Origin of the sequence: Desulfoferula mesophila (genome assembly GCF_037076455.1) — a bacterium.
Classification (GTDB): Bacteria; Desulfobacterota; Desulfarculia; order Desulfarculales; family Desulfarculaceae; genus Desulfoferula; species Desulfoferula mesophila.
Window position 1 is genome coordinate 1,506,837 of record NZ_AP028679.1, and the last position, 23,614, is coordinate 1,530,450.

25 protein-coding genes are annotated in these 23,614 nt (G+C 64.3%); 16 read left to right on the top strand and 9 right to left on the bottom strand.

Features of this window, described 5'->3' with window-relative positions; genetic code table 11:
- Window positions 1-53: 53 nt before the first annotated feature.
- Complete coding sequence (locus tag AACH32_RS06620; protein ID WP_338605994.1) at window positions 54-1,814, bottom strand: sigma 54-interacting transcriptional regulator; 1,761 nt, start codon at window positions 1,812-1,814, stop codon at window positions 54-56.
- A 352-nt stretch (window positions 1,815-2,166) separates the two neighbouring features.
- Here AACH32_RS06620 and AACH32_RS06625 point away from each other — a divergent pair, with 352 nt between their 5' ends.
- The 7 genes from AACH32_RS06625 (at window position 2,167) to AACH32_RS06655 (ending at window position 8,959) form a co-directional block, all read left to right on the top strand.
- Window positions 2,167-2,973, top strand: a complete 807-nt coding sequence (locus AACH32_RS06625; protein WP_338605995.1) for an alpha/beta fold hydrolase — start codon at window positions 2,167-2,169, stop codon at window positions 2,971-2,973.
- A 107-nt stretch (window positions 2,974-3,080) separates the two neighbouring features.
- Window positions 3,081-4,385, top strand: a complete 1,305-nt coding sequence (locus tag AACH32_RS06630) for an ABC transporter substrate-binding protein (RefSeq protein ID WP_338605996.1) — start codon at window positions 3,081-3,083, stop codon at window positions 4,383-4,385.
- Window positions 4,386-4,485: 100 nt separating this feature from the next.
- Window positions 4,486-5,211: an ABC transporter ATP-binding protein gene (locus tag AACH32_RS06635; RefSeq protein WP_338605997.1), complete on the top strand. Its 726-nt coding sequence runs from the start codon at window positions 4,486-4,488 to the stop codon at window positions 5,209-5,211.
- A gap of 16 nt (window positions 5,212-5,227) precedes the next feature.
- Window positions 5,228-5,932, top strand: coding sequence for an ABC transporter ATP-binding protein (locus AACH32_RS06640; protein WP_338605998.1), 705 nt, complete (start codon window positions 5,228-5,230; stop codon window positions 5,930-5,932).
- A 2-nt stretch (window positions 5,933-5,934) separates the two neighbouring features.
- Window positions 5,935-6,795 (top strand): branched-chain amino acid ABC transporter permease, encoded by an 861-nt coding sequence (locus AACH32_RS06645; RefSeq protein ID WP_338605999.1) that lies wholly within the window; start codon window positions 5,935-5,937, stop codon window positions 6,793-6,795.
- A complete protein-coding gene (locus AACH32_RS06650) occupies window positions 6,792-7,778 on the top strand; it encodes a branched-chain amino acid ABC transporter permease (RefSeq protein WP_338606000.1) in 987 nt (328 codons plus the stop codon). The genes AACH32_RS06645 and AACH32_RS06650 overlap by 4 nt, the downstream gene beginning before the upstream one ends.
- A gap of 2 nt (window positions 7,779-7,780) precedes the next feature.
- Complete coding sequence (locus AACH32_RS06655) at window positions 7,781-8,959, top strand: iron-containing alcohol dehydrogenase (protein ID WP_338606001.1); 1,179 nt, start codon at window positions 7,781-7,783, stop codon at window positions 8,957-8,959.
- 67 nt (window positions 8,960-9,026) lie between these two features.
- On the opposite strand, the gene AACH32_RS06660 is transcribed toward AACH32_RS06655, so the two are convergent.
- The 4 genes from AACH32_RS06660 to AACH32_RS06675 all read right to left on the bottom strand — a co-directional run bounded on the left by AACH32_RS06660 (window position 9,027) and on the right by AACH32_RS06675 (window position 13,207).
- Window positions 9,027-10,304 carry a lactate racemase domain-containing protein gene (locus tag AACH32_RS06660; protein WP_338606002.1) on the bottom strand — a complete coding sequence of 426 codons (1,278 nt, stop codon included), beginning with the start codon at window positions 10,302-10,304 and terminating at the stop codon, window positions 9,027-9,029.
- Window positions 10,305-10,436: 132 nt separating this feature from the next.
- Entirely contained in the window at window positions 10,437-10,862 is a 426-nt protein-coding gene (locus AACH32_RS06665; protein ID WP_338606003.1) for an arsenate reductase ArsC, read from the bottom strand.
- A gap of 158 nt (window positions 10,863-11,020) precedes the next feature.
- Complete coding sequence (locus tag AACH32_RS06670) at window positions 11,021-11,686, bottom strand: CPBP family intramembrane glutamic endopeptidase (RefSeq protein ID WP_338606004.1); 666 nt, start codon at window positions 11,684-11,686, stop codon at window positions 11,021-11,023.
- Window positions 11,687-11,806: 120 nt separating this feature from the next.
- Window positions 11,807-13,207: a sigma-54 interaction domain-containing protein gene (locus AACH32_RS06675; protein ID WP_338606005.1), complete on the bottom strand. Its 1,401-nt coding sequence runs from the start codon at window positions 13,205-13,207 to the stop codon at window positions 11,807-11,809.
- A 189-nt stretch (window positions 13,208-13,396) separates the two neighbouring features.
- On the opposite strand from AACH32_RS06675, the gene AACH32_RS06680 reads away from it, so the two are divergent.
- From AACH32_RS06680 to AACH32_RS06720, 9 genes are read left to right on the top strand one after another with little or no spacing between them, the layout of a single operon-like run.
- Window positions 13,397-13,663 (top strand): sulfurtransferase TusA family protein, encoded by a 267-nt coding sequence (locus AACH32_RS06680; protein ID WP_338606006.1) that lies wholly within the window; start codon window positions 13,397-13,399, stop codon window positions 13,661-13,663.
- Window positions 13,664-13,691: 28 nt separating this feature from the next.
- On the top strand, window positions 13,692-13,946 hold the full coding sequence (locus AACH32_RS06685) for a sulfurtransferase TusA family protein (protein WP_338606007.1): 255 nt from the start codon (window positions 13,692-13,694) through the stop codon (window positions 13,944-13,946).
- A gap of 7 nt (window positions 13,947-13,953) precedes the next feature.
- Window positions 13,954-14,376 carry a hydrogenase iron-sulfur subunit gene (locus AACH32_RS06690; RefSeq protein ID WP_338606008.1) on the top strand — a complete coding sequence of 141 codons (423 nt, stop codon included), beginning with the start codon at window positions 13,954-13,956 and terminating at the stop codon, window positions 14,374-14,376.
- A 22-nt stretch (window positions 14,377-14,398) separates the two neighbouring features.
- A complete protein-coding gene (locus AACH32_RS06695; protein ID WP_338606009.1) occupies window positions 14,399-15,706 on the top strand; it encodes an FAD-dependent oxidoreductase in 1,308 nt (435 codons plus the stop codon).
- A gap of 17 nt (window positions 15,707-15,723) precedes the next feature.
- Window positions 15,724-17,619 carry a CoB--CoM heterodisulfide reductase iron-sulfur subunit A family protein gene (locus AACH32_RS06700; protein ID WP_338606010.1) on the top strand — a complete coding sequence of 632 codons (1,896 nt, stop codon included), beginning with the start codon at window positions 15,724-15,726 and terminating at the stop codon, window positions 17,617-17,619.
- Window positions 17,619-17,918 carry a hypothetical protein gene (locus AACH32_RS06705; protein ID WP_338606011.1) on the top strand — a complete coding sequence of 100 codons (300 nt, stop codon included), beginning with the start codon at window positions 17,619-17,621 and terminating at the stop codon, window positions 17,916-17,918. The genes AACH32_RS06700 and AACH32_RS06705 overlap by 1 nt, the downstream gene beginning before the upstream one ends.
- Window positions 17,919-17,964: 46 nt before the next feature.
- Window positions 17,965-18,336 (top strand): DsrE family protein, encoded by a 372-nt coding sequence (locus AACH32_RS06710; RefSeq protein ID WP_338606012.1) that lies wholly within the window; start codon window positions 17,965-17,967, stop codon window positions 18,334-18,336.
- A 28-nt stretch (window positions 18,337-18,364) separates the two neighbouring features.
- Complete coding sequence (locus AACH32_RS06715) at window positions 18,365-19,510, top strand: (Fe-S)-binding protein (RefSeq protein WP_338606013.1); 1,146 nt, start codon at window positions 18,365-18,367, stop codon at window positions 19,508-19,510.
- A 38-nt stretch (window positions 19,511-19,548) separates the two neighbouring features.
- Entirely contained in the window at window positions 19,549-20,181 is a 633-nt protein-coding gene (locus AACH32_RS06720) for a DUF1638 domain-containing protein (RefSeq protein ID WP_338606014.1), read from the top strand.
- A gap of 102 nt (window positions 20,182-20,283) precedes the next feature.
- On the opposite strand, the gene AACH32_RS06725 is transcribed toward AACH32_RS06720, so the two are convergent.
- Genes AACH32_RS06725 through AACH32_RS06740 form a run of 4 tightly spaced genes read right to left on the bottom strand, consistent with a single transcriptional unit; the run spans window position 20,284 to window position 23,571 of the window.
- A complete protein-coding gene (locus AACH32_RS06725; RefSeq protein WP_338606015.1) occupies window positions 20,284-21,117 on the bottom strand; it encodes a branched-chain amino acid ABC transporter permease in 834 nt (277 codons plus the stop codon).
- Window positions 21,114-22,094 (bottom strand): branched-chain amino acid ABC transporter permease, encoded by a 981-nt coding sequence (locus tag AACH32_RS06730; RefSeq protein ID WP_338606016.1) that lies wholly within the window; start codon window positions 22,092-22,094, stop codon window positions 21,114-21,116. The genes AACH32_RS06725 and AACH32_RS06730 overlap by 4 nt, the downstream gene beginning before the upstream one ends.
- Window positions 22,091-22,783, bottom strand: coding sequence for an ABC transporter ATP-binding protein (locus AACH32_RS06735; protein ID WP_338606017.1), 693 nt, complete (start codon window positions 22,781-22,783; stop codon window positions 22,091-22,093). The genes AACH32_RS06730 and AACH32_RS06735 overlap by 4 nt, the downstream gene beginning before the upstream one ends.
- A gap of 2 nt (window positions 22,784-22,785) precedes the next feature.
- Complete coding sequence (locus AACH32_RS06740) at window positions 22,786-23,571, bottom strand: ABC transporter ATP-binding protein (RefSeq protein ID WP_338606018.1); 786 nt, start codon at window positions 23,569-23,571, stop codon at window positions 22,786-22,788.
- Window positions 23,572-23,614: the final 43 nt, after the last annotated feature.

Sequence of the window (23,614 nt, forward strand, 5' to 3'; positions counted from 1 at the left end):
CGCCGGACGGCCAGGCCGCCGCGCCAACCATCACGCGTGATGAGTTAATCGCGTCACATCTGATTTTTCCGGCGGCTTTTTTCTTCGGCCAGCTTGCGCCAGAAGGTGGCCGGGTGCACCCCCAGGGCCTGGGCCGCTTCGGCCACCGTGCCGTAGCGGCTCACCGCGTTCTGGATCAGGTTCAGCTCGAACTCCCGCACCGCCTGCTTGAAGCCGGTTTGGGCGTACAGGTGCTCGCCTCCGGGGTGGGTGCCTTGGCGCAATTCGCCGGGCGCGTCGGCCAGGCTTATGGATTCGCCTTCGCTCATCACCATCATTGATTCCAACAGATTTTTTAGTTCGCGGATGTTGCCGGGGTAGGAGTACTTGGCCAGGGCGTCCATCACCTCGGGGCTGATCTTCTTGTTCAAATTGTGTTGCTCGCAATGGTGCTGCACGATCTGGCGGGCCAAGGCGGGGATATCCTCCCGGCGGGAACGCAGGGGAGGGATGTCGATGGCGATCACGTTGAGGCGATAGTAGAGGTCCTCGCGGAAGCGGCCCTGCTCAATCATGGCCTTGAGGTCGCGGTTGGTGGCGGCGATGACCCGCACGTCCACCGTCTTGGCCTGGGTGGCCCCTATGCGGGTGAAGCGGTTCTCGTCCATCACCTCCAGCAGCTTCACCTGCATGGCCGGGGTCAGCTCGGCCACCTCGTCCAGGAAGATGGTCCCCTGATCGGCGGTCTCGAACAGCCCGGCCTTGCCCTGGGGCAGGGCCCCGGTGAAGGCCCCGGCCTCGTAACCGAACAGCTCGCTTTCCATGAGCGATTCGGGGATGGCCCCGCAATTGATCTTCACGAAGGGTTTGATGCGGCGGCGGCTCATCTCGTGGATGATGCGGGCCAGCACGCTCTTGCCCACCCCGGACTCGCCGCACAGCAGCATCGAGTTGTCCACGTTGGCCGCTTTCACCGCCTTGAGCAGCACGTTTTTCATGGCCTCGCTGCGAATCACCATGCGCTCCAGGGCGTGGTCCAGGTTTATCTGCTCGGTCAGGGACTGTTGGTACAGGCTCTCCAGCTTGCGGGCCTCCTCCAGGCTGGCCTTGAGCTGGTTGAGCACCGTGAGGTCGCGCACGTTGATGACCACCAGGGTGATTTCGCCGTCCTCGTCGAAAACCGGGGTGCCGGTGACCATCATGTTCCGGTCGCCCTGGATCTTTTGCATGATGGTCACCGGAGCGCGGCGCTGACGCACCTGCAGGGTCACCGAGCGGTCGATGATCTTGTCGCGCACCAGTTCGGAAACGTGGCGGCCGACGATCTTGTCCCGGCTCAGGCCGCTGATGCGCTCGTAGGCGCTGTTGAGGCGCACGGTGTTGCCCGCGCCGTTGACCACGAACAGGCCGTCAAAGGAGGACTCGAACACCGCCTCCAGCTCGCGGTACAGCTCCTGGTAGCCGCGCAGTTGGGAGATGATGGCCTCGTAGTCGGAGATGTCCTGGAAGACGCTGATCACCCCGATTATCTTGCCGTCTTTCACGATGGGATTGCGGTTGGCGATGATGGTGGCCTGGGGCAGTTCGATGCGCACCCCCACCTGGGGCCGGCCGGTGCGCAAAATCTCCTGGATGTCGCTCCAGGCCTCGGGGCGCACCCGGCTGAGGTGCTGGCCCACCGGATGAGGGATCTCGTTGCGGAAAATGCGGTGCGCGGCCTGGTTGTACAAGAGCACCGTCCCCCGGGTGTCCACGATGAGGATGCCGTTGTGGGTGGAGTTCAGGGACACCAGCCAATTGAATTGCTCGCCGTGGGTTTTTATTTCTGCGGCCACAAAGCGGACTCCAAGTCATGGGTTTGGGAACGGCGGCCTCTCAGACGCACTCGCAAAAATGCGGCTCAGTCGCAAAAACGCGAGAACGGCCTATTAAAGTCTAAAAGACCAGTTCATGGCAATAGATAAGGTTCAAAAAGCACCGGAAGGAACGAGAGTTTTACTCGCAAATTTGCGAGTAGGATTTGCCGCGGTTTGGGCTGCAATTAAAATAGCTGTTAAAACAACTAGTTGCTACCACAAAAAATAGCCGGTTTTTGGCATGCCCCTTGCTGTGAAATGACCCGACCTCTGGGTGCGCTCATTTTCGAGCGCTGGCCAGAGGCTGGAGCAACCCAAGCCGGTAGGGCCCATGCCTTTTGTGCGGCTGCATGACATCAAGCTGTATTACGAGACCCTGGGCCAGGGGCCTCCGTTGCTGATGCTCATGGGGCAGCGGCGCGATCACACCTGGTTCCATCGCCAGATCCCGGAGCTGGCCCAGCATTTCAGCCTGATTCTTTTGGACAACCGCGGCGCCGGCAAAAGCGACAAGCCCGACCAGCCCTATTCCATAGAAGGCATGGCCGAAGACGCCGTGGATCTTATGGACGCTTTGGGCCTGGCCTCGGCCCACGTGTTGGGCATATCCATGGGCGGCTGCATCGCCCAGGAACTGGCCCTGGGTTTTCCCCAGCGGGTGCGCGGCCTGGTCTTGGGCTGCACCACCTGCGGGGGCGCCGAAGCCCTGGGCACCCCCGAGCACGTCATGCGCTGGTACGCCGAGCCCGACGGCCTGAGCCCGGAAGAAGTGCTGCGGCGCAATCTGCGCATCTATTTTTCCGACCGCTACCTGCGGGAAGAACCCGAGGCGGTGGAGAGCTTCATCCAGATGGCCCTCCGGGACCAGCAGCCGCTGTTCGCCTTCAAGCGGCAGATGCAGGCCATGCGGGGCTTTGCCTCGGCCGCGCGCCTGCCGGGCCTGACGCCGCCTACCCTGGTGGCCACCGGTTCCGACGACGGCTTCATCCCCCCGGAGAACTCACTGATCCTGGCCGGGTTGATCCCGGATTCTTCCCTGATCATGTACCCCCAGGGGAGGCATTGTTTCTTTATCGAAATGGCAAGCCGCTTCAACAGAGAAATCATCTCGTTCCTGCACCAAGTTGATAGGGCCTGAGCTTTACAAGGAGTGCGGTGGAAGGCTTTTCCCTGGGGAAATTAGGAAAAGTCCACAAATTCCACCAAGCACCGAATGGTCCCAATACCAAGGAGGAGGACTGGTAGATGAAAAAGTTAGTTGCGTTGTTGGCGATACTGGCCGTGGCGGTGGTGGGGATGGCCGCTCCGGCGGCGGCGGCGGACAAGGACTTCAAACTCGGGGTGCTCTTTTCCTTGACCGGCCCCTTTGCCCCGGCCGGAGCCCTGGCGGGCTATCGGGGCACCATGGTGGCCGTGGACATGATCAACGCCCGGGGCGGCATCGCCGGTAAGTACAAGGTGGTGCCCGTGGTGGCCGACGCCCAGAGCAACCCGGACGTGGCCATCCGTGAGGGCCAGCGCCTGATGACCGTGGAGAAGGTCCCGGTGGTGCTGGGCGTGTTCAGTAGCGGCATCGCGGTGCCCCTGGCCCCCATGGCCGAAAAGAACAAGAAGATCTTCTGGGTCATCATCGCCATCTCCGACAAGGTGGTGCAGGACCGCAACCTGAAGTACGTCTTCCGGGTGCAGCCCATGGGCTCCCAGTGGGGCCAGAGCACCGTGAAGATGCTCAACGACAACCTGGGCAAGTTCGGGGTCAAGAGCGCCAAGGACCTCAAGGTGGCCATCATCCACGAGGACGGCCCCTACGGCTCCTCGGTGTCCAAGGCCAACCAGGCCATGGCCGACAAGTTCGGCATGAAGGTGGTCCTGAACGAGGCCTACTCCCACAAGACCAAGGACATGTCCTCGCTGATCCTCAAGCTCAAGAGGGTCAAACCCGACGCCATCCTGCACACCGGCTACTTCCCGGACGTGGTGCTGTTCTTCCGCCAGGCGCGGGAGCTGGGCCTCAAGACCAAGGCCATCGAGGGCCACGGCGCGGGCCACGCCAACATGCCCAAGCTGGCCGAGGCGGCGGGCGGCGATCTGATGAACTACTGCTTCAACGTGGACCCGGCCCCGGCCCAGATGCTCGACCGCAAGAAGCTGGTCAAGGGCACCGGCGAGCTGATCGGCGAGTTCCTCAAGCGCTACGAGGAGAAGTTCAAGGTCAGCGATCCCCCCACCCACGCCACCCAGGGCTTTGGCCATACCTGGATTCTGCTCAACGACGTGGCTCCCCTGGCGCTCAAGAAGTACGGCGATCTTAGCCCCGAGTCCATCCGCAAGGCTTCCCTGGAGATCGACATCCCCGAGGGCGGCACTCCCTGCGGCTATGGCGTGAAGTTCGCCCAGCCGGGCACCCCCCTGTCCGGCCAGAACCTACGCTCCTACCCGGTGGTGGTGCAGTCCATCAACGGCAAGCTGGGCATCGCCTGGCCGGCCGCCCTGCAGACCGTAACCCCGGTGATTCCGCTGCCCGCCGGCAGCCCCTTCGCCGAGAAGTAGGCCATGCGGAGCCGGGGGGGCGTCCCCCCGGCTCCCCAACTCGCGCCCCCCACGCCCCGCCCGGGGCCGGGGGCCCTTTGGGAGCGGCTCGAGGAGAGTCATGCTTGAGATCCAAAATATAAGTAAAAGCTTCGGCGGGGTCATGGCCTTGCACGATGTTTCCTTCCGGGTCGAGGAAGGCAGCTTCGTGGGGCTCATCGGCCCCAACGGGTCGGGCAAGACCACCATGTTCAACGTGATATCAGGCGCTTTAAAGCCCACCCGCGGGGCGGTCAACTATGAGGGGCAGACCATCAGCGGCCTGAACCCCAACGTGATCTGTCACGCCGGGATTGCCCGCACCTTTCAGATACCGCAGCCCATCAAAAGCCTCACCGTGGCCGAGAACGTGATGCTGGGAGTTTTGTTCGGCCGGGGCGGCAAGCACAAATTTCATCAGGAACGCATTAAAAAAGACGCGATCAAGATGCTGGACTTCGTGGGGCTGGGCCTGGACCCGGACTCCTACCCCGAGAAGATGACCGCCGGCGACCTGCGCAAGCTGGAGATGGCCCGAGCCCTGGCCACCCAGCCCAAGGTGCTGTTGGCCGACGAGGTGTTGAGCGGCCTGAACAAGGACGAGCTCAAGGACGCCTCGGCCATCCTCACCAAGGCCCGGGCCGAGCTGGGGGTGACCATCATCTGGGTGGAGCACATCATGCACGTGCTCATGAAGCTGGTGGAAAGAGTGATCGTTTTAAACCACGGCCTTTTGATAGCCGACGGCGACCCGGACACCGTGTCCAGCGACAAGCAGGTGGTCGAGGCCTATCTGGGGGCGGAGTGACACGGAAGTTAAGCGCATGCTTACAGTAGAGTCGATAGACACCTTTTACGGCGAGTTCCAGGCCATGGAGGGGGTTTCCCTCAAGGTGGAAAAGGGGCAAACCGTCATCGTGGTGGGGCCCAACGGGGCGGGCAAGAGCACCCTGCTCAAGACCATCCTGGGCCTGCAAAAGCCGCGCAAGGGCAGCGTCAAGTTCCTGGGCGAAGAAGTGAGCGGGCTGCCTGCCCACAAGGTGGTGGAGCGGGGCATCTCCATGGTGCCCGAGGGCGGCCGGGTGTTCCCGGACCTGTCGGTGCAGGACAACCTCAGGGTCGGTTCCTACAACCCCGTGGCCCGCCCCAACGCCCAGCGCCAGATGGAGCAGATATTCTCCCTTTTCCCCATTCTCTCCGACCGCAAGAAGCAGGCCGCCGGGTCCTTGAGCGGCGGGGAGCGCCAGATGCTGGCCATCGCCCGCAGCCTGATGTCCTGCCCCAAGCTGATCATGCTCGACGAGCCTTCCCTGGGCCTGGCCCCCCTGGTGGTGAACATGGTCTTCGACTTCATCCAGCAGATGAAGGCCGAGGGCTACGCCATACTCCTGGTGGAGCAGAACGCCAACAAGGCCCTGAAGGTGGCCGACTACGCCTATCTGGTGGAGTCGGGCAAGCTGGTCTTCGAGGGCGACCGGGACAGCTTCGATAAAAACCCCTACATCAAAACCGCTTACCTGGGGTTGTAGTCATGCTTGAAGAATTGCTGATGGCCTTTATCAACGGCATCCTGCTGGGCGGGGTGCTGGCCCTGTTGGCCTTTGGCCTGAACCTCATATTCGGGGTGGTCAAGATCATCCACATGGCCTACGGCCAGTTCGTGATGCTGGGCTTTTATTTCATCTACTATTTCCACACCGCCTGGCATATGCCCCTGCTGGCGGCCATGGCCGCGGGCATCGTGGTCATGGGCCTGCTGGGCATGCTGGTGCAGCTGCTCATCATCAACCCGCTGTTGGACGCCCCGCGTCTCAACCAGCTTTTGGCCCTGGCCAGCCTCATAATCGTCCTAGAGAACCTGGCCCAGGTGGTCTGGGGGGCCGATTACCGGGGCATCCCCATCTCCATGCCCATCATCCAGTTTGGCGACATCTTCATCCGCAGCTCCTATCTGTTGGCCTTCCTGGGGGCCATCGCCACCCTGGGCATCCTCTACCTGTTTTTGCACAAGACCTACTTCGGCCTGGCCATCCGCTCGGTGGCCCAGGACGTGGAGATCGCCAAGGGAATGGGCATCAACCCGCGCGTCATCTACTACATCACCCTGGCCGCGGGCGGCGCGCTCACCGGGGTGGTGGCCGCCTTCTTCATACCCATCTACACCGTGCACCCCCACTTCGGGGCCAGCTTCACTCTCATGGCCTTCGTGATCGTGGTGTTCGGCGGCATGGGCAATCTCATGGGCGGCTTTATCAGCGCCTTCATCATCGGGGTGGTCACCTCCATCACCGCGGTGCTCACCTCCACCGAGGTGGCCGACATCCTGGCCCTGGTGCTGTTCATCCTGATGATGATGGTCCGGCCCCAGGGCATCTTGGGAGCAAAGGCATGAGCGCTAAACGCAAAAGCACTATCTACAAGGTCGTGACCGCCGCAGTGCTGGCCATCATCGCGGTGGCGCCCTGGCTGGTCACCTCGGAATACATGGTGCACATCGGCACCCTGATCCTGCTGTGGGCCTTTGTCTCCACCGCCTGGGCCTACATGGCCCGCTTCGGGCTGGTGTCTTTGGGCCACGGCGTGTTCCTGGGCATCGGGGCCTACATCCCGGTGCTCTTGTTCAACTACTACGGCATCTCGCCCTGGCTGGGCATGCTGGCCGGGGTGGCCGCGGCGGTGTTGGTGGCCGCCATCCTGGGCTACTCCTGCTTCCGCTTCGGGCTCATCGGCGATTACTTCGCCCTGGTAACCCTGGCCATGGCCGAGGTGGTCAGCTTGGCCATCGTGGCCTGCCGGGAGGTGACCGGCGGCTCCCTGGGCTGCACCCTCAAGACCTCGGTGGGCTGGGCCAGCCTGCAGTTCGACGACAAGCGATACTTCTATTACATCATCTTCGCCTTTTTGCTCTTGGCCCTGTACATCTGGCGGCTAATCGACAAAAGCCGCATGCGCATCGCGCTTACGGCCATCGAGGAGTCGGAGCTGGCCGCCTCTTCCATGGGGGTGAGCATCATCCGCTACAAGATGGGCATCACCCTGCTCAGCGCCGGGCTCACCGCCATGGGCGGGGTGCTCTACGCCCAATACGTCACCTACATCAACCCCGGCACCATCAGCGGGGTGGGGGTGTCGCTATCCACTTGTTTCAAGGCCATTCTGGGAGGTATGTTTAATATCTTTGGTCCGCTGGCAGGAAGCGCCATAATGGTTTCATTGGAGGAGTACTTCCGCATCAGCTTTGACACTGGCTTCTTGGGGGTGTCGGAGATCATCTTCGGCGGGGTTCTGTTGGTGATGATCATTTTCCTGCCCAAGGGTATCGTAGGAAGCGTCTCCGAATGGCTCACTAAGAGATTTGGCGTAGCAAGGAGTTGAGCGTGAAAACCACTTTTTATGAGACAGACAAGTTGAGCACGTTTTTGGCCAGCAAAAAGACCCTGCTGGCCAAGGGGGTAATCTCCCAGGCGGGGGTGGAGGCCAAGAAGCTGGGGGCCAGGAAGGTTCTGGTGGTCACCGACGCAGGGTTGGTCAAGGCAGGCCTGGTCGACAAGGTGCGCGACGCGCTGAGCGCCGAGGGCCTGGAGGTAGGAGTGTTCGACGGCATCCTGCCCGAGCCCCCGGCCCGGGTCATCGACCAGTGCGCCGACGAGTTCCGGGCGGGCGGCTACGACCTGTGCCTGGGCCTGGGGGGCGGCAGTTCCCTGGACTCGGCCAAGATCGTGTCCAACCTGGCGGTGAACCCCGGTTCGGTGCTGGACTACGTGGGCATCGATCTTTTGCCCAAGAAGGGCACCCCCCTGATGTTGGTGCCCACCACGGCGGGCACCGGCAGCGAGGCCACCCGGGTCATGGTCTTGACCGACGAGGCGGTTAACACCAAGAAGGTGGTGTTCAGCGACTTCCTGCTGCCCGACGTGGCCATCCTGGACCCCGAGCTGACCTTGTCCGTGCCGCCCTCGGTCACCGCCGACACCGGCATGGACGCCCTGGTGCACGCCATAGAGACCTACGTCGCGGTGAGCAGCACCCCCTACGCGGAGATTCTGGCCCTGCAGGCCATCGCCATGATCGCCAAGCATCTGCCCCAGGCCTACGCCAAGGGCAGCAGCCTGTTGCCCCGCTACAACATGCTCCTGGCGGCCAACCTCTCGGGCTCGGCCTTTGCCAGCGGCGGGCTGGGCGCGGTGCACGGCCTGGCCTACGTCTTGGGAACCGAGTATCACATGGCCCACGGCCGCTCCAACGCCATCCTGCTGCCCCATGTGATGAACTACAACCTAAGCGGCAACTTGGAAAAGTTCGCCAACATCGCCGAGGCCATGGGCGAAGATATCACCGGCCTGTCGCCCTATGAGGCCGCCTCCCTTTCGGTGGAGGCGGTGTACTCGCTCATGGAGGCGGTGAGCCTCTCGCCCCAGCTCACCGATTACGGGGTCAGCCGGGACGACTTGCCCAAGCTGGTGCAGGGGGGCATGGCCCAGGCCCGCCTGTTCATTCCCAACCCCCGGGACCTCACCGAGGCCGACGTGGAGCAGATCTACGCCTCGGCCTTCTAGGGCCAACCTAAAAACCAAAAGCGCGCCGTCCGAATCGGGCGGCGCGCCTGTTTTGGGAGGAGGGCGCTTAGAAGGGGCTGACCAGCAGGCCCTGGTCGAACTCCAGGGACCAGGGCCGGGCCGCGATCTCCACACGTGGATTGCGCGCCAGGGAATCCCGGTAGGCCTCCGAGGCGTAGATGGTTTCCAGCTCCATGGTGTTTTTGATGTACACGATGCCCAGGTCGCGCGCGGTGTAGGGGCGGATGGTCATCAGGGCCGCGGCCACCGCGTCCAGGTCGGTGTCATAGGTGAGGGGGATCATGCCCGCCTCGGGGGTGCAGGCGGTCAGGCAGTTGATGATGGTCGCCGGCTGGTCGATGGCCTCCACCAGCGAGCGCAGGGTGGAGTCGGCCTGGCCGATGCCCACTGCGCTGCCCGCGGTGTGCTCGCTCAGGCGGCGCACGTGGATGCGGGCGATCTTGGGGCTCTCGCGCTTGGCCCCATAGGCGGCCACGTCGCGCCCCACCACGTTGGGGTCTATGCCCATGCCCGAGATCTCCTTGCCCATCTCCTCCACGATGAGCAAATCCACCCGCTCCATGGGCAGACGGGGCAGCAGGGAGCGGGCCAGGGTCAAAAGCTCGGTCTCCACCGCCTCCAGGTTCTCGGGCCCGGCCAGGCGCAGCCGGCAGAGCTGGTGGTGCTGGTTTTCCACCAGGGCCACCCCGAACAAAAAGCGGCTGCGCGCCATGGCCTCGCGCCCGGCGGTGGAGAGTATTTCATACTGGGGCCTCACCAGGCTCAGGCGGTGGTAATATTCGGCCCCCGCCTGGTTGCCCAGGCCGATGCTCATCATCTTGAGCAGGCCCGACTCGGTGGGGCCGATGAAGTTGGTGTGGGGCTTTACCCGGTTGATGAGCACCAGGCCGTCGGCCTCATGGGCCAGGCGGCTGATGTACAAGGGGATGCCGCAGTCGGTCTCGCCCAGGGAGACCACCTCCATGGTGGCCTCGATGGGCGCGCCGCAGCTTTCCTCGGTGATCCCCCGGTGGCCCAGCACCTCGATCTGCCCCTGGGCGGTGGCCCCGCCGTGGGAGCCCATGGCCGGGATGATGAAGGGCTCGGCCCCCAGCGAGCGCAGGCCCTGGACCACCTGCCGGACCACCTGGGCCAGACCGCTGATGCCCCGGCTGCCCACCCCCACCGCCACCCTGGCCCCCGGCGCCAGGCGCAGGCCGCCCTTAAGGGCCGCGAACTCCCGCTCAAGGGCCTCCGCCGGATCGATGGCCGGGGGCACCTCGAAGAGCTGGCGGATTTTGAGCATGGGGGGCAGGCGCAGATCGGCTGGGTTGTCGCAGAGCATGGGGCCATCCTTTGCTAGGGACCGGGTGTTGGGGCGGGCCCTAGTATACCTTTGCCGGAGGTCAAAAATCAGCCCGTAGACGGCTCGGTAAACCGCCGGATCGACTGGAGTCGAGGTTGGGGTGGCGCGTGCCTAGGAGTGTTCGGCTAGGAAGCCTTGCACGTCTTTTTTGATCTGGTCCCTGATGTGGCGCGCGGCGGCCTTTTGTTCCTCCGGGCTGCCCGGCAGGTCCGCCGGGTCGCCGACCGGCCAGTGGAGGCGGTGGGTGATGCCCGGAAACATGGGGCAGCGCTTCTCGGATTCGGTGCAAAGGGTAATGACGTAGGCGTAGAGGTGGCCCTGACGGTACAGGTCAAAGACGTTGTGGGTCTGTTCTCGCCTGATGTCCAAGCCGATCTCATCCATCACCGCCGCAGCCAAGGGATCGATAGCGGCCGGCTCCAGGCCGGCGCTCTGAGCCTCGAAACGATCCCCGGCCATCTCATTTAAAAAGGCCTCGGCCATGGGGCCCCGGGCGTTGCCGTGGGCGCATAAGAACAGGACTTTGTCTTTGGACATGCTTGTGAACTACCTCCTGGATGCCACCTAGATTTACCATGATAAAGTCATTATAACTGAACAATTAAGTCATATTCTTTACATTTTGGTTGCAATTTATCACTGCGTAGAATCAGGGGGCGGGGCCGTGGCTGAGCGCCGCTGATCGCTGGCCCGAGTCAGGAGATGCATCCGCTGTAGAAAAACCAGCCCAGGCCCAGGGTATAGAGCAGGTTGCCCCACAGGCCGTGCTCCATGCCCACCGCCACCAGGGACTTGGAGCGCAGGTAGCGGTAGCCGAAAAGCAGCCCCCCCAGCCCCGCGATGACCGGGGCCACCCAGTTGCCGTAGAACACGTGGGCCAGGCCGAAGCTGACCCCGCTGGCCAAGACCATTATCCTGGGGTCTGGGAACAGGGGGCGGTAGCGCTGGAAGAAAAATCCCCGGAACACCACCTCTTGGGGATAGGCGGCCAGCACGGGGTAAAGCAATAGCAGGCTCAGCCAGCCCGCCAGATGGCTGGTGGGCATGGCCAAAAACTTGTCGTGCAGGAAGAAATAGCTGACCAGGGCCAGGGGCACCAGGGGCAGGGCCAGGCCCAGCAGCATTTCCTTGAGGTGGCGCCCCAGACCCCGCACCCGCCAGATGGCCGCCCGGTCGAAGTCGCGCTCCTTGAGCAGATACCAGGCGCAGAACCCGGCGGCCACGATAATCAGGGGGATCACCCGGTGGGCCAGTTGGTGCCGCAGGAAATACAGCCCCACCGGCGCCGCGAAAAACAGGCCCAGGCATTCGGCCCATAGACGGGCGCGGCCCGGTTGGCGGGTGGCGGTTGGGCTGGACATGACGGCACCATTTCTTAACGCGTTTGTAACTTTCCATAAGTTTATCAAAAATCAGGCGGGTAAAAAGGCTTTGGCGCCCCGGGGGCGCAAACGTAACATTGGGGCGGCGCGGGCGGGCCGTTATTTGATCTGGTTTTCGATCTGAATGCCGTAGGCCTTGATTTTTTTCCACAAGGTTACCCGGCTGATGCCCAGCAGGCCGGCCGCTTCCTCGCGGCGGCCCCCCGCCTGTTGCAGGGCCGAAATGATGCGCTCCCGCTCGTCCGGCTGGGAAACTCCCCTGGAAGGGGCCGGGCTCTGGGCCGGAGCGGTTTGGCTTGGTTCTTGGCGCAGGCTCTCGGGCAAATGGTCGGGCTGGATGTTGCCGCCGGGGCAGAGCACCACCGCGTACTCCAGGGCGTTGATCAGCTCGCGCACATTGCCCGGCCAGTCGTAGGCCAGCAACAGATCCATGGCCGCCTTGTCTACCCCGGAGATGTCCTTGCCGCTGCGCTGCAGGATGCGCTTCAAGAAGGCCTCCACCAGCAGGGGCACGTCCTCGCGCCGCTCGCGCAGGGCGGGGGTGCGAATGGGCACCACGGCCACCCGGTAGTAGAGGTCTTCCCGGAAGCGGCCCTGGGCCACCAGTTCCTTGAGGTCCCGGTGGGTGGCCGCGATGATGCGCACGTCCACCGGAATGGGCTTGATGTCGCCCACCCGCTCGATGACCTTTTCCTGCAGCACCCGCAAGAGCTTCACCTGGGTGGCCGGAGGCAGGTCGCCCACCTCGTCCAGCAAAAAGTCGCCCCCCTTGGCCGCCTCGAAGCGGCCCATGCGGTTGGCGTCGGCCCCGGTGAAGGCCCCCTTGACGTGGCCGAACAGCTCGCTCTCCAGGATGTTCTCGTTGAGCGAGGCGCAGTTCACCTTGATGAGCGGGCCCTTGGCGCGCCGCCCCAGGCGGTGCAGGGCCTCGGCCACCATCTCCTTGCCCGTGCCGCTCTCGCCGGTGATGAGCACCGGGGCGTCGGAATCGGCCGCGCTCTCGATTAGGCTGAACAGGCGCAGCATGGCCGGCGAGCGCCCCACCATGCCCTGGAACACCTCGTCCATGCCCATCTGGCGGCGCAGGCTCACCAGCTCCCTTTCGCGGGCCACCGCCTCGCTGAGGTCGGTGAGGGTCTCCACCCCGCCCATGGTCTCGCCCTCCGGACCCTGGATCACCGCCGCGTTCTTGAGCACGTACAGGGGTGAGCCGTCCTTTTTGCGCAGAGTGCAGCGGCAGCGCTGGATGGCCCCCTTTTTGAACAAATCGCACTGCAACACCCCGCGCGGGTTCTTGGGGTAGTCGCAGGAATCGCATTCCAAAAGGGTGCAGGGGCTGCCCACCAGCTCGGAGGCGCTGTAGCCGGTGAGCTCCTCAAAGGCCGGGTTCACGCTGACGATAAGGCCACCTGGGTCCACCACCATCAGGCCGTCCTGCATGGTGTTGATCACCGTGCGCCAATACTGGTTGTACTCGTCCTGACCGGCTTGCTGGGCCACGCTTCACCTCGCGCTTAACGGAAACGTTCGTTAAGAAATTATTAACATACGTTTCGGTTAAGGTAAACCGAGATAAACGTCCCTTAACGTCAAATTTTATAACTATCAGTAATTTAACGATAATTTTTGGATTGCCGGTCTTGGCATCCCTCTTGCTTTATTCAGAAGCAACCCGAGGAGGTTTGGCTCATGACCCCAGCGCAAGACATCCCGCCCGTAACCGCCCGCCTGGACACCAGGGGCCAAAGCGCCGCCTGGTCCATCCTCTGCGCCGAGCGGGCGATGCAGGATCTGGGGCAGGGCCAGGTGCTGGAGGTATGCATCAGCGATCCCCAGTTGGCCATCGACCTCCCGCGCATCCTGCACCAACGGGGCGACGTGCTCACCGCCACCCGTCACGGCGGCCAGGGCATCCTGCTTTACGTGCAGCGCGGCCCCCAAGAAGAAAACAGCTAATCCATACCTAAGCTTTTGGAGGAAGACCATGTCCGAGTTGCTCAGCCAAATACCCGACGCCGCCACCAGTGTTGACGCCCGCGGCAGCGCCTGCCCCGGTCCCTTGCTCGAGGCCAAAAAAGCCATCGGCAGCGTGATGGTGGGCGAGGTGCTGGAGGTTCTCTCCAACGATCCCGGCACCAAGGACGACATCCCCATCTGGGCCAAGAAGGTGGGTCACGAGTACCTGGGCCATGCCGAGGCTGACGGATACGAGCGCATCTTCGTTCGCCGCCAGAAGTAGTGATGCCATGGATGCTTGCGCCAGCAAATATCCCATTCTGATCCTGGCCACCGAGGATTGCTCCTATCCGGGAGCCAACTCGGTGGGCCAGGCCCATCAGAACTACCCGGACAACACCTACATCATCCGCACCCCCACCCCGGCGTTGTTCCCCGAGAAGTTCTATTTGGACTGCTTCGCCAAGGGCATCGGCGGCATCATCATCATGTCCTGCGGGGTGGAGTGCCCCTACGAGGGGGCCTACCCGGCCCTGGCCAAGCGGGTGGACAAGATCTACGTCCTGATGAAGGAGCAAGGCCTGGACATCAGACGCCTGCGCCTGACCGCCATCTGCACGGTGTGCAACCGCGCCTTTATCAAAGAGGTGAACCAGATGAACCAGGTGGTGTCCGAGTTGGGCGCGCCGGGCAGCGAGGCGCGGGCGGCCTGATCCGCCGGAAAGGTTATGTGAAATGCCAAACGGCGAGACCCAAAAATTCGACAGCCTGGTGTTGGGCGGGGGCATAGCCGGCCTGGCCGCGGCCCTGGACCTGGCCGACGCCGGCTACAAGGTGGCCGTGGTGGAGCGCGACGCCACCATCGGCGGCAAGATGATCCGCCTGTCCAAGGTGTTTCCCACCCTGGACTGCGCCAGCTGCATCACCACCCCCAAGATGGCCGCGGCGGCCCACCACCCCAACATCACCCTGTTCACCCTGTGCCGCCTGGAAGGGGCCGAGCGCGCGGACGGCCAGGTGCGGGCCCGCATCACCCAACTGCCCCGCTACGTGGACCCGGCCAAGTGCATCGGCTGCCGCCAGTGCGAGTACGAGTGCCCGGTGATGGTGCCCGACCAGGAGCAGGGCGGCTTCACCGCCCGCAAGGCCATCTACATTCCCTTTTCCAACGCCATACCCCAGTTGGCCCTCATCGACCGCGAAAGCTGCATGATGTGCGGCAAGTGCTCCTCCATCTGCCCCACCGGCGCGGTGGACCAGCTCATGACCGAGCGGGAGTTCTTCATCGAGGCCGACACCATGGTGCTCTCCACCGGTTTCGAGCTGATGGAAGACTTCCCGGCCCGGGCCTACGGTGCGCCGGGCCTGGGGGATAACGTGATCTCCAGCCTGCAGATGGAGCGCCTGCTGGCCCCCCACGGCCCCTACATGCGCGTGCTCCGGCCCGGCGACGGCAAGGAGCCCGAGTCGGTGGCCTTTATCCAGTGCGCGGGCAGCCGCGATTTGCAGTTGGGCAAGTCTTACTGCTCGCGGGTGTGCTGCATGTACGCCATCAAGCAGGCCATGCTGCTCTCGGGATCCCTGCCCCTGGCCGACCTGACCATCTACTACATGGACATCCGGGCCTTCGGCAAAAACTACGAGCAGTTTTACAACAACGCCAAGGCCATGGGCGTGGAGTTCGTCAAGGCCAAGCCCATCATCGCGGGCAACAACCCCGACGGTTCGGTGGTGCTGCGCTACGAGGACCAGGAAGGCGGTACCGGCGCGGTGAGCCGGGAGCACGATCTGGTGGTGCTCTCCCTGGCCATGCTGCCCGCCTTCGCGCCGGAGCGGATCGTGCCGGTCAGCGCGGCCTCTGACGGCTTCATCGACGTGCCCCAGCCCAAGCTGGCCCCCACCCTCACCGAGGCGGCGGGGGTGTTCACCTGCGGCGCGGCGGCCGGGCCCAAGGACATCGTGGACTCTATCGCCGAAGCGGGCGCGGCGGCGCTGGGCGCGGCCAAGTACCTGGCCGCCAAGCGCGGCGGCCAAGCGGCCTGAGCCAAGGAGACGAGATTATGAGCAAGCTTATCGACGGCCAGGAACCGCCCAAGATCGGGGTCTATGTCTGTCACTGCGGCGGCAACATCTCCGACCACGTGGAAGTGGCCAAGGTGGTGGAGCAGGCCGGCGGCCTGGCCAACGTCACCGTGGCCCGGGACAACAGCTTCATGTGCTCCGATCCGGGGCAGGAGCTGATCATCGAGGACATCAAGTCGGGCAAGGTCAACCGCATCGTGGTGGCCTCCTGCGCCCCGTCCCTGCACGAGACCACCTTCCGGGGGGCCATCGCCCGGGCCGGGCTCAACCCCTACCTCTATGAGCACGCCAACATCCGCGAGCAGGTCTCCTGGGTGCACCACGGCGAGGGGGCCACGGCCAAGGCCGCCGCCCTGGTGGCCGCGGCGGTGGGCAAGGCCGGCGAGCTGGAGGCCCTGGAGCCCATCCGGGTGGAGGCCGAGGCCCACGCCACGGTGCTGGGCGGCGGCGTGGCCGGCATGAGCGCGGCCCGCGACCTGGCCGCCCAGGGCCTCAAGGTGGCCCTGGTGGAAAAGAGCCCCTTCCTGGGCGGGCAGGTGGCCCAGTTGGACAAGACCTTCCCCAGCGGCGAGGCGGCCGGAGAGGTGCTGAGCGCCCTGGCCGCCCAGGTGTTGGGCGACGAGCGCATCACCGTCTACACCTGCGCCGAGCTGAGCGAGTACTCCGGCTACGTGGGGAGCTTCAAGCTCAAGATCCGGCGCACCCCGCCCATGGGCGAAGACCTGGAGCGCCTGGGCTTGGCGGGCGACGCCGCCAGCGGCCAGTTCGTGCCCTTCGTGGGGGTGGTCGCCGGGCCCGCGCCCCAGGCCGCCGAGGAGGTGGAGCTGGTCAGCGGGGCCATGGTCCTGGCCACCGGGTTCGAGCACTACACCCCGGCGATGGGCGAGTACGGCTACGCCGAGATGCCCGAGGTCATTACCCTGCCCGAGCTCATCCGCATCATGGCCGACGAGTCGCTCGGCGGCGAGCAACTGGTGGTCAACGGCAAGGCCATTAACAGCCTGGCCCTGATCCACTGCGTGGGCAGCCGCCAGATTCCGGGGGTGCACCAGCCCGGCCCCAGCGGCCAGCTGAACCAGCACTGCTCCCGGGTGTGCTGCACCGCCACCCTGCAGGCGGCCTGCGAGTTGCGCGAGAGGTTCCCCGAGACCAACGTGTTCGAGCTCTACCGCGACATCCGCACCTATGGCCGGGGACACGAGGAGTATTACCTGAACGCCGGCCGCTCCGGGGTGATCTTCGCCCGCTTCGAGCCCGAGGCCCCGCCGGTGATAACCGCGGGCGGCGAGGACAGCGCCCTCACCGTGACCGTGCCGGACAAGCTTTTGGCCGGGGAGGAGCTGGCCATCGGGGTGGACCTGGTGGTGCTGGCCGTGGGCATGGAGCCCCGGGACAACCAGTCCCTGGTGGAGAAGATGAAGCTGCCGGTGGGCGCGGACCGTTTCCTCCTGGAGGTGCATCCCAAGCTGCGCCCGGTGGAGCTGCCCTCGGCGGGCATCTACCTGGCCGGGGCCTGCCAGGCCCCCATGGACACCTCCGAGGCGGCCAACGCGGCGGGCGCGGCGGCGGCCAAGGCCGGGGCCATCCTGAGCGCCGGTTTCGTGGAGCTGGATCCCTTCGTGGCCGAGGTGGACCAGAGCAAGTGCGTGGGCAGCGGAGCCTGCCTGGCCGCCTGCCTGGCCGACGACGCCATCGAGATGATCGACACCCCGGAGGGCAAGAGGGCCCAGGTAAACCCGGCCCTGTGCATGGGCTGCGGGGTGTGCGTGGCCGCCTGCGAGCAGGGGGCCATCGAGCTGGCCGGTTGGACCCTGGGCCAATACGAGTCCATGGTGGACGCCATCGTGGCCCAAGCCCTGCCGCAAGGAGCGTAATGATGCAAGACAACGAGCGCAAGCAGGCCCTGAAGCATATCAAGGAAAAGCGGGCCCCCTACATCAAGGCGGCGGCCGCCCGGTCCATACAGCAGAAAAAGGACTTGAAGCTAATCAAGGAACGCCTGGCCCAGGGCCCGGCCACTCCCCTGGAGCTGGCCCAGGACATCGGGATGCCGCCCAAACAGGCCATGTGGTACCTGGCGGCCATGCGCAAGTACGGCATGGTCGGCGAGGCCGCCAAGAGCGGCGATTACTTCACCTATGAGTTGATTACCCCCGACCCCGCCGCCTGCTGATCGGGCGAGGCCGAACCAAAACAAAAGTCTGGAAAGGATTCATACCATGTCCGAGAAAACCGAAAAGATCGTCTACATCTCCACCAACGGCGGCGAAAACCCGGAGAAAGCCACCTTGCCCTTTGTGCTGGCCAACGCGGCGTTGGCCATGGACGTGGAAGCTGTGGTGGCCCTGCAGGGCCCGGCGGTCACCCTGGCCAAGGGGGACTGCCTCAAGCACGTGTTCGCCGCCGGTCTGCCGCCCTTGCACGAGTTGGTGGAGAGCTTCCTGGAGCAGGGCGGCGTCTTGATGGTCTGCGTGCCCTGCATCAAAGAGCGCCAGATCGACCAGGCTGACCTCATCGAGGGCGCGGTGCCCATGGCCGCGGCCAAGTTGACCGCGGAGATTCTCTCGGCCAACGCCACCCTGGTTTACTAGAGCCAAGCAAGCGCGTGGAGGAGCCCCCATGGCGGAATTCCCCTTTCTGGAAGTAAACGAGGCCATCCGGCTATACGGCGGCGAGGACCTCAACGCCTGCATGCAGTGCGGCTTGTGCGCCTCGGTCTGCCCTTGGCGGGAGGTGGAGAGCCCATTTTTCGCCCGCCAGATGATCCGTATGGGCCAGCTGGGGCTGGAAGGCTACGAGTCAGACGAGGTGCTTTTCGGCTGCACCACCTGCGACAAGTGCGTGATCAACTGCCCGCGGGAGGTGGACATCATCGGCATCATGCGGGCCATGCGCTCCATGGTGAGCGAGGCCGGCATTCGGCCCGAGACTCTCAAGGCGGCCAGCGGTTCCTGTCACGCCAACGGCAACCCCTGGTCCGGCAAGCGCGAAGACCGCTTGGCCTGGACCAAGGGGATCGAGGTGCCCAAGTACGGCCCGGACACCGAGTATCTGCTGTTCGTGTGCTGCACCTCCTGCTACGACCAGCGCAGCCAGAACATCGCCCGCAGCCTGGTCAAGCTTCTGGACGCGGCCGGGGTCTCCTACGGCATCATCGGCCAGGAGGAGAGCTGCTGCGGCGAGAGCATCCGCAAAAGCGGCGACGAGGAGCTGTTTAATAAGCTGGCGACCTCCAACATCGAGCTGTTCGCCCGCGAGGGGGTCAAGAAGATCATCACCACCAGCCCCCACTGCCTCAAGACCTTTACCAGCGAATACCCCGAACTGGGCGGCGACTACGAGGTGGTGCACTCCAGCCAGCTGTTGGCCCACCTGGTGAGCGAGGGTAAGCTCAAGCTCAAGGGCAAGGACGGCCGCAAGGTGGCTTTCCACGATCCCTGCTACCTGGGCCGCCACAGCAACGTGTTCAGCGAGCCCCGCGAGCTGTTGGACGCGGCCGGAGCCGAGGTGGTGCCCATGGCCCGCGAGGAGAAGTTCTCCCTGTGCTGCGGCGGCGGAGGCGGCCGGGTGTGGATGGAGACCCCCCAGGAGCAGCGTTTCAGCGTGCTTCGGGTGCAGGAAGCCGCCCAGGCCGGGGCCGAGGTGTTGGCCACCTCCTGCCCCTATTGCATCTCTTTGTTGGAGGACAGCCGCAAGACCGAGGGTCTGGAAGATTCCCTGGAGGTCCTGGAGGTCAGCGAGCTTCTGGCCCGCGACCTGGCCTGAGAGGCCGTCCCCCGGAGCCGACACGATTGGAGAAGAGCATGGCTAACCCTGATTTCAGCAACACGGCCATCGTGGCCTGCGGCACCCTGAGCCCGGAGCTCAAGCATCTCCAGGCCGAGGGATTTTTGAACGCGGGCAAGATCGTCTACACCACCCCCGGCCTGCACCAGAACTGCCCCGAGCTGGAGCGCCAGCTCACCGAGGCGGTGAAGCGGGTCGAGGATGACTACGACAAGGTCATCGTGATCTACGGCGGCAAGTACTGCTACGTCAACGCCGCCGACCCTACCCGCACCATGGCCAAGATCATCGACGAGCTGGGCCCCAAGGTGGTGCGGGTGCAGGCCACCCACTGCATGGACATGGTGGCCTCCGAGGCCGAGCGCGACGAGTTGGCCGGAGGCGAGAAGGTGTGGTGGATGACCCCCGGCTGGGTCAAGTATCGCCACAAGGTCTTCGAGGGCTGGGACAAGGGCATCGCCAACGAGAACTTCCCCCGCCACACCGGCGGGGCCCGGGTCCTGGACGGGGTGGGGCTGTGCGAGCAGTACCTCAACGAGCAGCCCGAGGAGATCCTGGACTACTCCGACTGGATGGGTATCCCCCTGATGGGGGTGCCGGTGACCCTGGATCGCTTCAAGAAGCTCTTGACCGACGCCCTGGAACAATAAGCCGCCGACTCCGGCTCGCCATTTTAAGCGCCAAAAAAAGCCCCATCCCCGGACGGAAACTCCGCCGGGGATGGGGTTCGCTGTTGGAGGGAGGGGTAGGGGCTAGACTTCCACCGGTTTGAACACCAGCACGATGGCCATCACGAAGAAGACCATGGCCTCCGAGGCCGGGCCCCAGATGCGGCCGGTGACCGACATGACCATTCCCAAGGCAAAGGCTGAGATCAAGGTGCCGCGGATGCTGCCCAGGCCACCCACCAGAACGACCGCGAAGCTAAGCAACAGCACCTGGAATCCCATGTAGGGGTGCACCGTGGTGATGGGCGCGTAGAGCACCCCGCCCAGAGCGGCCAGGCAGGAACCAAGCACGAACACGATGGAGAAGTACTTGGCCACGTTGATGCCCAGGCTCAGGGTGGCCTCCTTGTCCTCCAGGCCCGCCACCACGATTTTGCCGATTATGGTCTTGTTGAAGAACAGCTCCATTCCCAGAGCCACCAACAGCGACAGGCCGATGATCAAAAGGCGATACACCGGAAGATCGACGCCAAAAAAGCCCACCGAGGCGTTGATGGGGTCGGACAAGGGGATGGGGGTGGCGCCCCAGATCCACTTGATGGCGTCCACGCCGATGAGCAGCACCGCGTAGGTGGCGATGATGGCGTAGTCGATGGACTCGCCGTAGAGGCTGCGCACCACGAAGCGCTCGATGACCCAGGCCAGGGGAATGACCCCCAGCACCGCGAAGATGGCCGCAGGGGCGAACCAGCCGCCCAGCATGGGCATTACCGCCACCAGCACGTAGGCTCCCACGGTGTAGACCAGGGCGTGGGCGAAGTTGACGATGCGCATGGTCCCGAAGGTGAGCGACAGCCCTATGGAGATGATGTAGAGGATGCCGCCCAGGGTAAGGCCGTAGGCAATGGTGCTGATCATTGGGCCACCTCCACGCCGCGCTTGCGGATGTAGCGGGTCAAGTAACCCCACACGCCCTCGCGGAACCTGAACACCAGGATGAGCAGGGCGATGCCCAGGAACATTTCCCAGCGTTGGATGTAGTTGGGTAGATAGTTACTGATGAGCATGTAGCCGACCCCGCCCACCAGGGCCCCGTAGATGCTGCCCGCCCCGCCGATGAGCACCGCGAAGATCACCTCCACGCTGCGGGTGGGGTCGATGAAGCTGGGGGTGACGAAGGTGTAGTTGAGAATGCTCAGGCTCCCGGCCAGGGCCGAAAGGGTGGTTGAAAGAACGAAGGCCACCCTCTTGTAACGGGCGGTGTTGTAGCCCAAAAAGCGGCTGCGGGTTTCGTCTTCCTTGATGGAGCGCAGCAGGATGCCGAAGGGGCTGCCGGTGAGGCGCTTGACCAAAAGGACCGACCCCAGCAGGCACAGCAAACAGAAGCCGAACACCACCGCCGGGTTGGCGAAGTCCACGCCCAGCACCGGGCTGAAGAAGGCGGCCATGCCGTCTTCGCCGCCGGTCCAGTGGGACAGGGCGATGAGCGCCAGGAAAAAACCCAGCTGGTTGAAGGCCAGGTTGATCAGCGCGAAGCAGGCCCCGGTGGTGCGCATGATGATGGGGGCCAGCAGGACCCCCACCAGGGCGCCCGCGGCCAGGGCCACGGCGATGGCCACCAGGGGATTGCCCGTGAGGTGCTCGGCGGTCAGGGCCGCCGCGTAGGCCCCAACGCCCAGGTAGAGCATGTGGCCGAAGGACAGGCGGCCCAAATAGCCGTAGAGCAGGTCGAAGGCCAGGACGAATATGCAGAAGATGATGAAGTCGGTGGTGCGCTGAATGTTGATCATCCAGGCCAGCAGCACGAAGGCCGCCGCGATAAGGGCAAGGTCGAACCTGGCCAGCTTGGGCCAGAAGCCGGTCCGCCTCGCCGCGGATTGCTTGTTCGCGCTCATAGGTATTGCTCCAACAGGGCCTGGTCCTGAATCTCGGCCGCGGTGGTGAGGTGGGCGGGGATGCCGCCTTCCTTCATGGCGTAGACCCGGTCGGCCAGGCGGCACACCACCGGCAGGTTCTGCTCCACGATGACCATGGACACGGTGCCTTTGATGCGATCGAGCACCTTGAACACCTCCTCGATGATGCCCGCGGCCAAGCCCTCGGTGGGCTCGTCGATGAGCAGCAGGCGGGGAGAGCCCACCAGGGCCCGGCCCAGCAGGAGCAGCTGCCGCTGTCCGCCGGAAAGGCCGCCCGCCGGCTTGTCCATGAAGCGGGTGATCTTGGGATAGATGCCCACCACCTTGTCGATGGCCTCGGACAGGGGTTCGCCGGTGGGGTAGGCGGCGAGCTGGATGTTTTCGCGCACCGTCAGCTTGGCGAACACCCGCTTGTCCTGAAACACATAGCGCACCCCCTTCTGGGCCATCTTCTCCGGCGGGGTGCCGTTGACCGGCTCGCTGTCCAGGGTGATGGCTCCCTGGGTGGGGGTCATGAAACCGGCGATGGTGCGCATCAGGGTGGTCTTGCCGGCCCCGTTGCGCCCCACCACGAAAACCATCTCGCCCCGGTCTATCTCCAGGGACACTCCGTGCAGCACTTGGGCGTGCCCATAGGCCACGTTGATGTTTTCCACTTTTAGGAGCATGGCTATTCTCCCGAAGGCCGCACGGTGCAGGCCGCGTCGCCCCAGTAGACCTCGCGCACCAGGGGGTCATCCAGGACCTTGTCCGGATCGCCCTCGGCGATGAGGCGTCCCTCGTGCATCACGCTGAGACGGTTGACCAGGGTAAGCAGGCGGGAAATCTTGTGCTCGATGATCACCAGGGTGAACTGGTGCTTCACCGCTTGGATAAGTTCCTGCACGTCGGTGATCTCCACGTCTGACAGGCCGGCCAGGGGCTCGTCCAGCAGGAGCACCTGCGGTTTCAAGGCCATGGCCATGCCGATCTCCAGCTTGCGCTTGTCGCCGTAGGACAGCTCGTCGGTGATCACCCGCTCCAGGCCGCTGAGGCCCACCAGCTCCAACTGCTCCAGGCAGGCGTCGGTGATGCGCTTCTTGTGGGCCGAGCCCATCATGAAAGAGGGCGTGGAGTCGAAATTCGGGCTGAAACGGGTGACGGCCAGCACCATGTTGTCCAAGACGGGCAGGGAATTGAAAACCGAGACCAATTGAAAGGTGCGCACCAGGCCCAGGGCCACTCTGCCCTCCGCGCCCAGGGCGGTCACGTCGCGGCCGCCGAAAAATATCTGGCCTTCGCTGGGGGGGAAAAGCCCCGTAAGCAAGTTGAAGAAGGTGGACTTGCCGGCCCCGTTGGGACCGATGATGCCCGCGGACTCACCCTCCGCCACCTTGTAGGTGACCCCCTCCACGGCGGTGAAATCGCCGAATCGCTTGGTAGCCCCCCGGCATTCCAGTATCGCCTCGCCGCTCATGTGCTTCCTTCCGCTGGGGACGCGGAGAGGGGCGCCGGGCCCC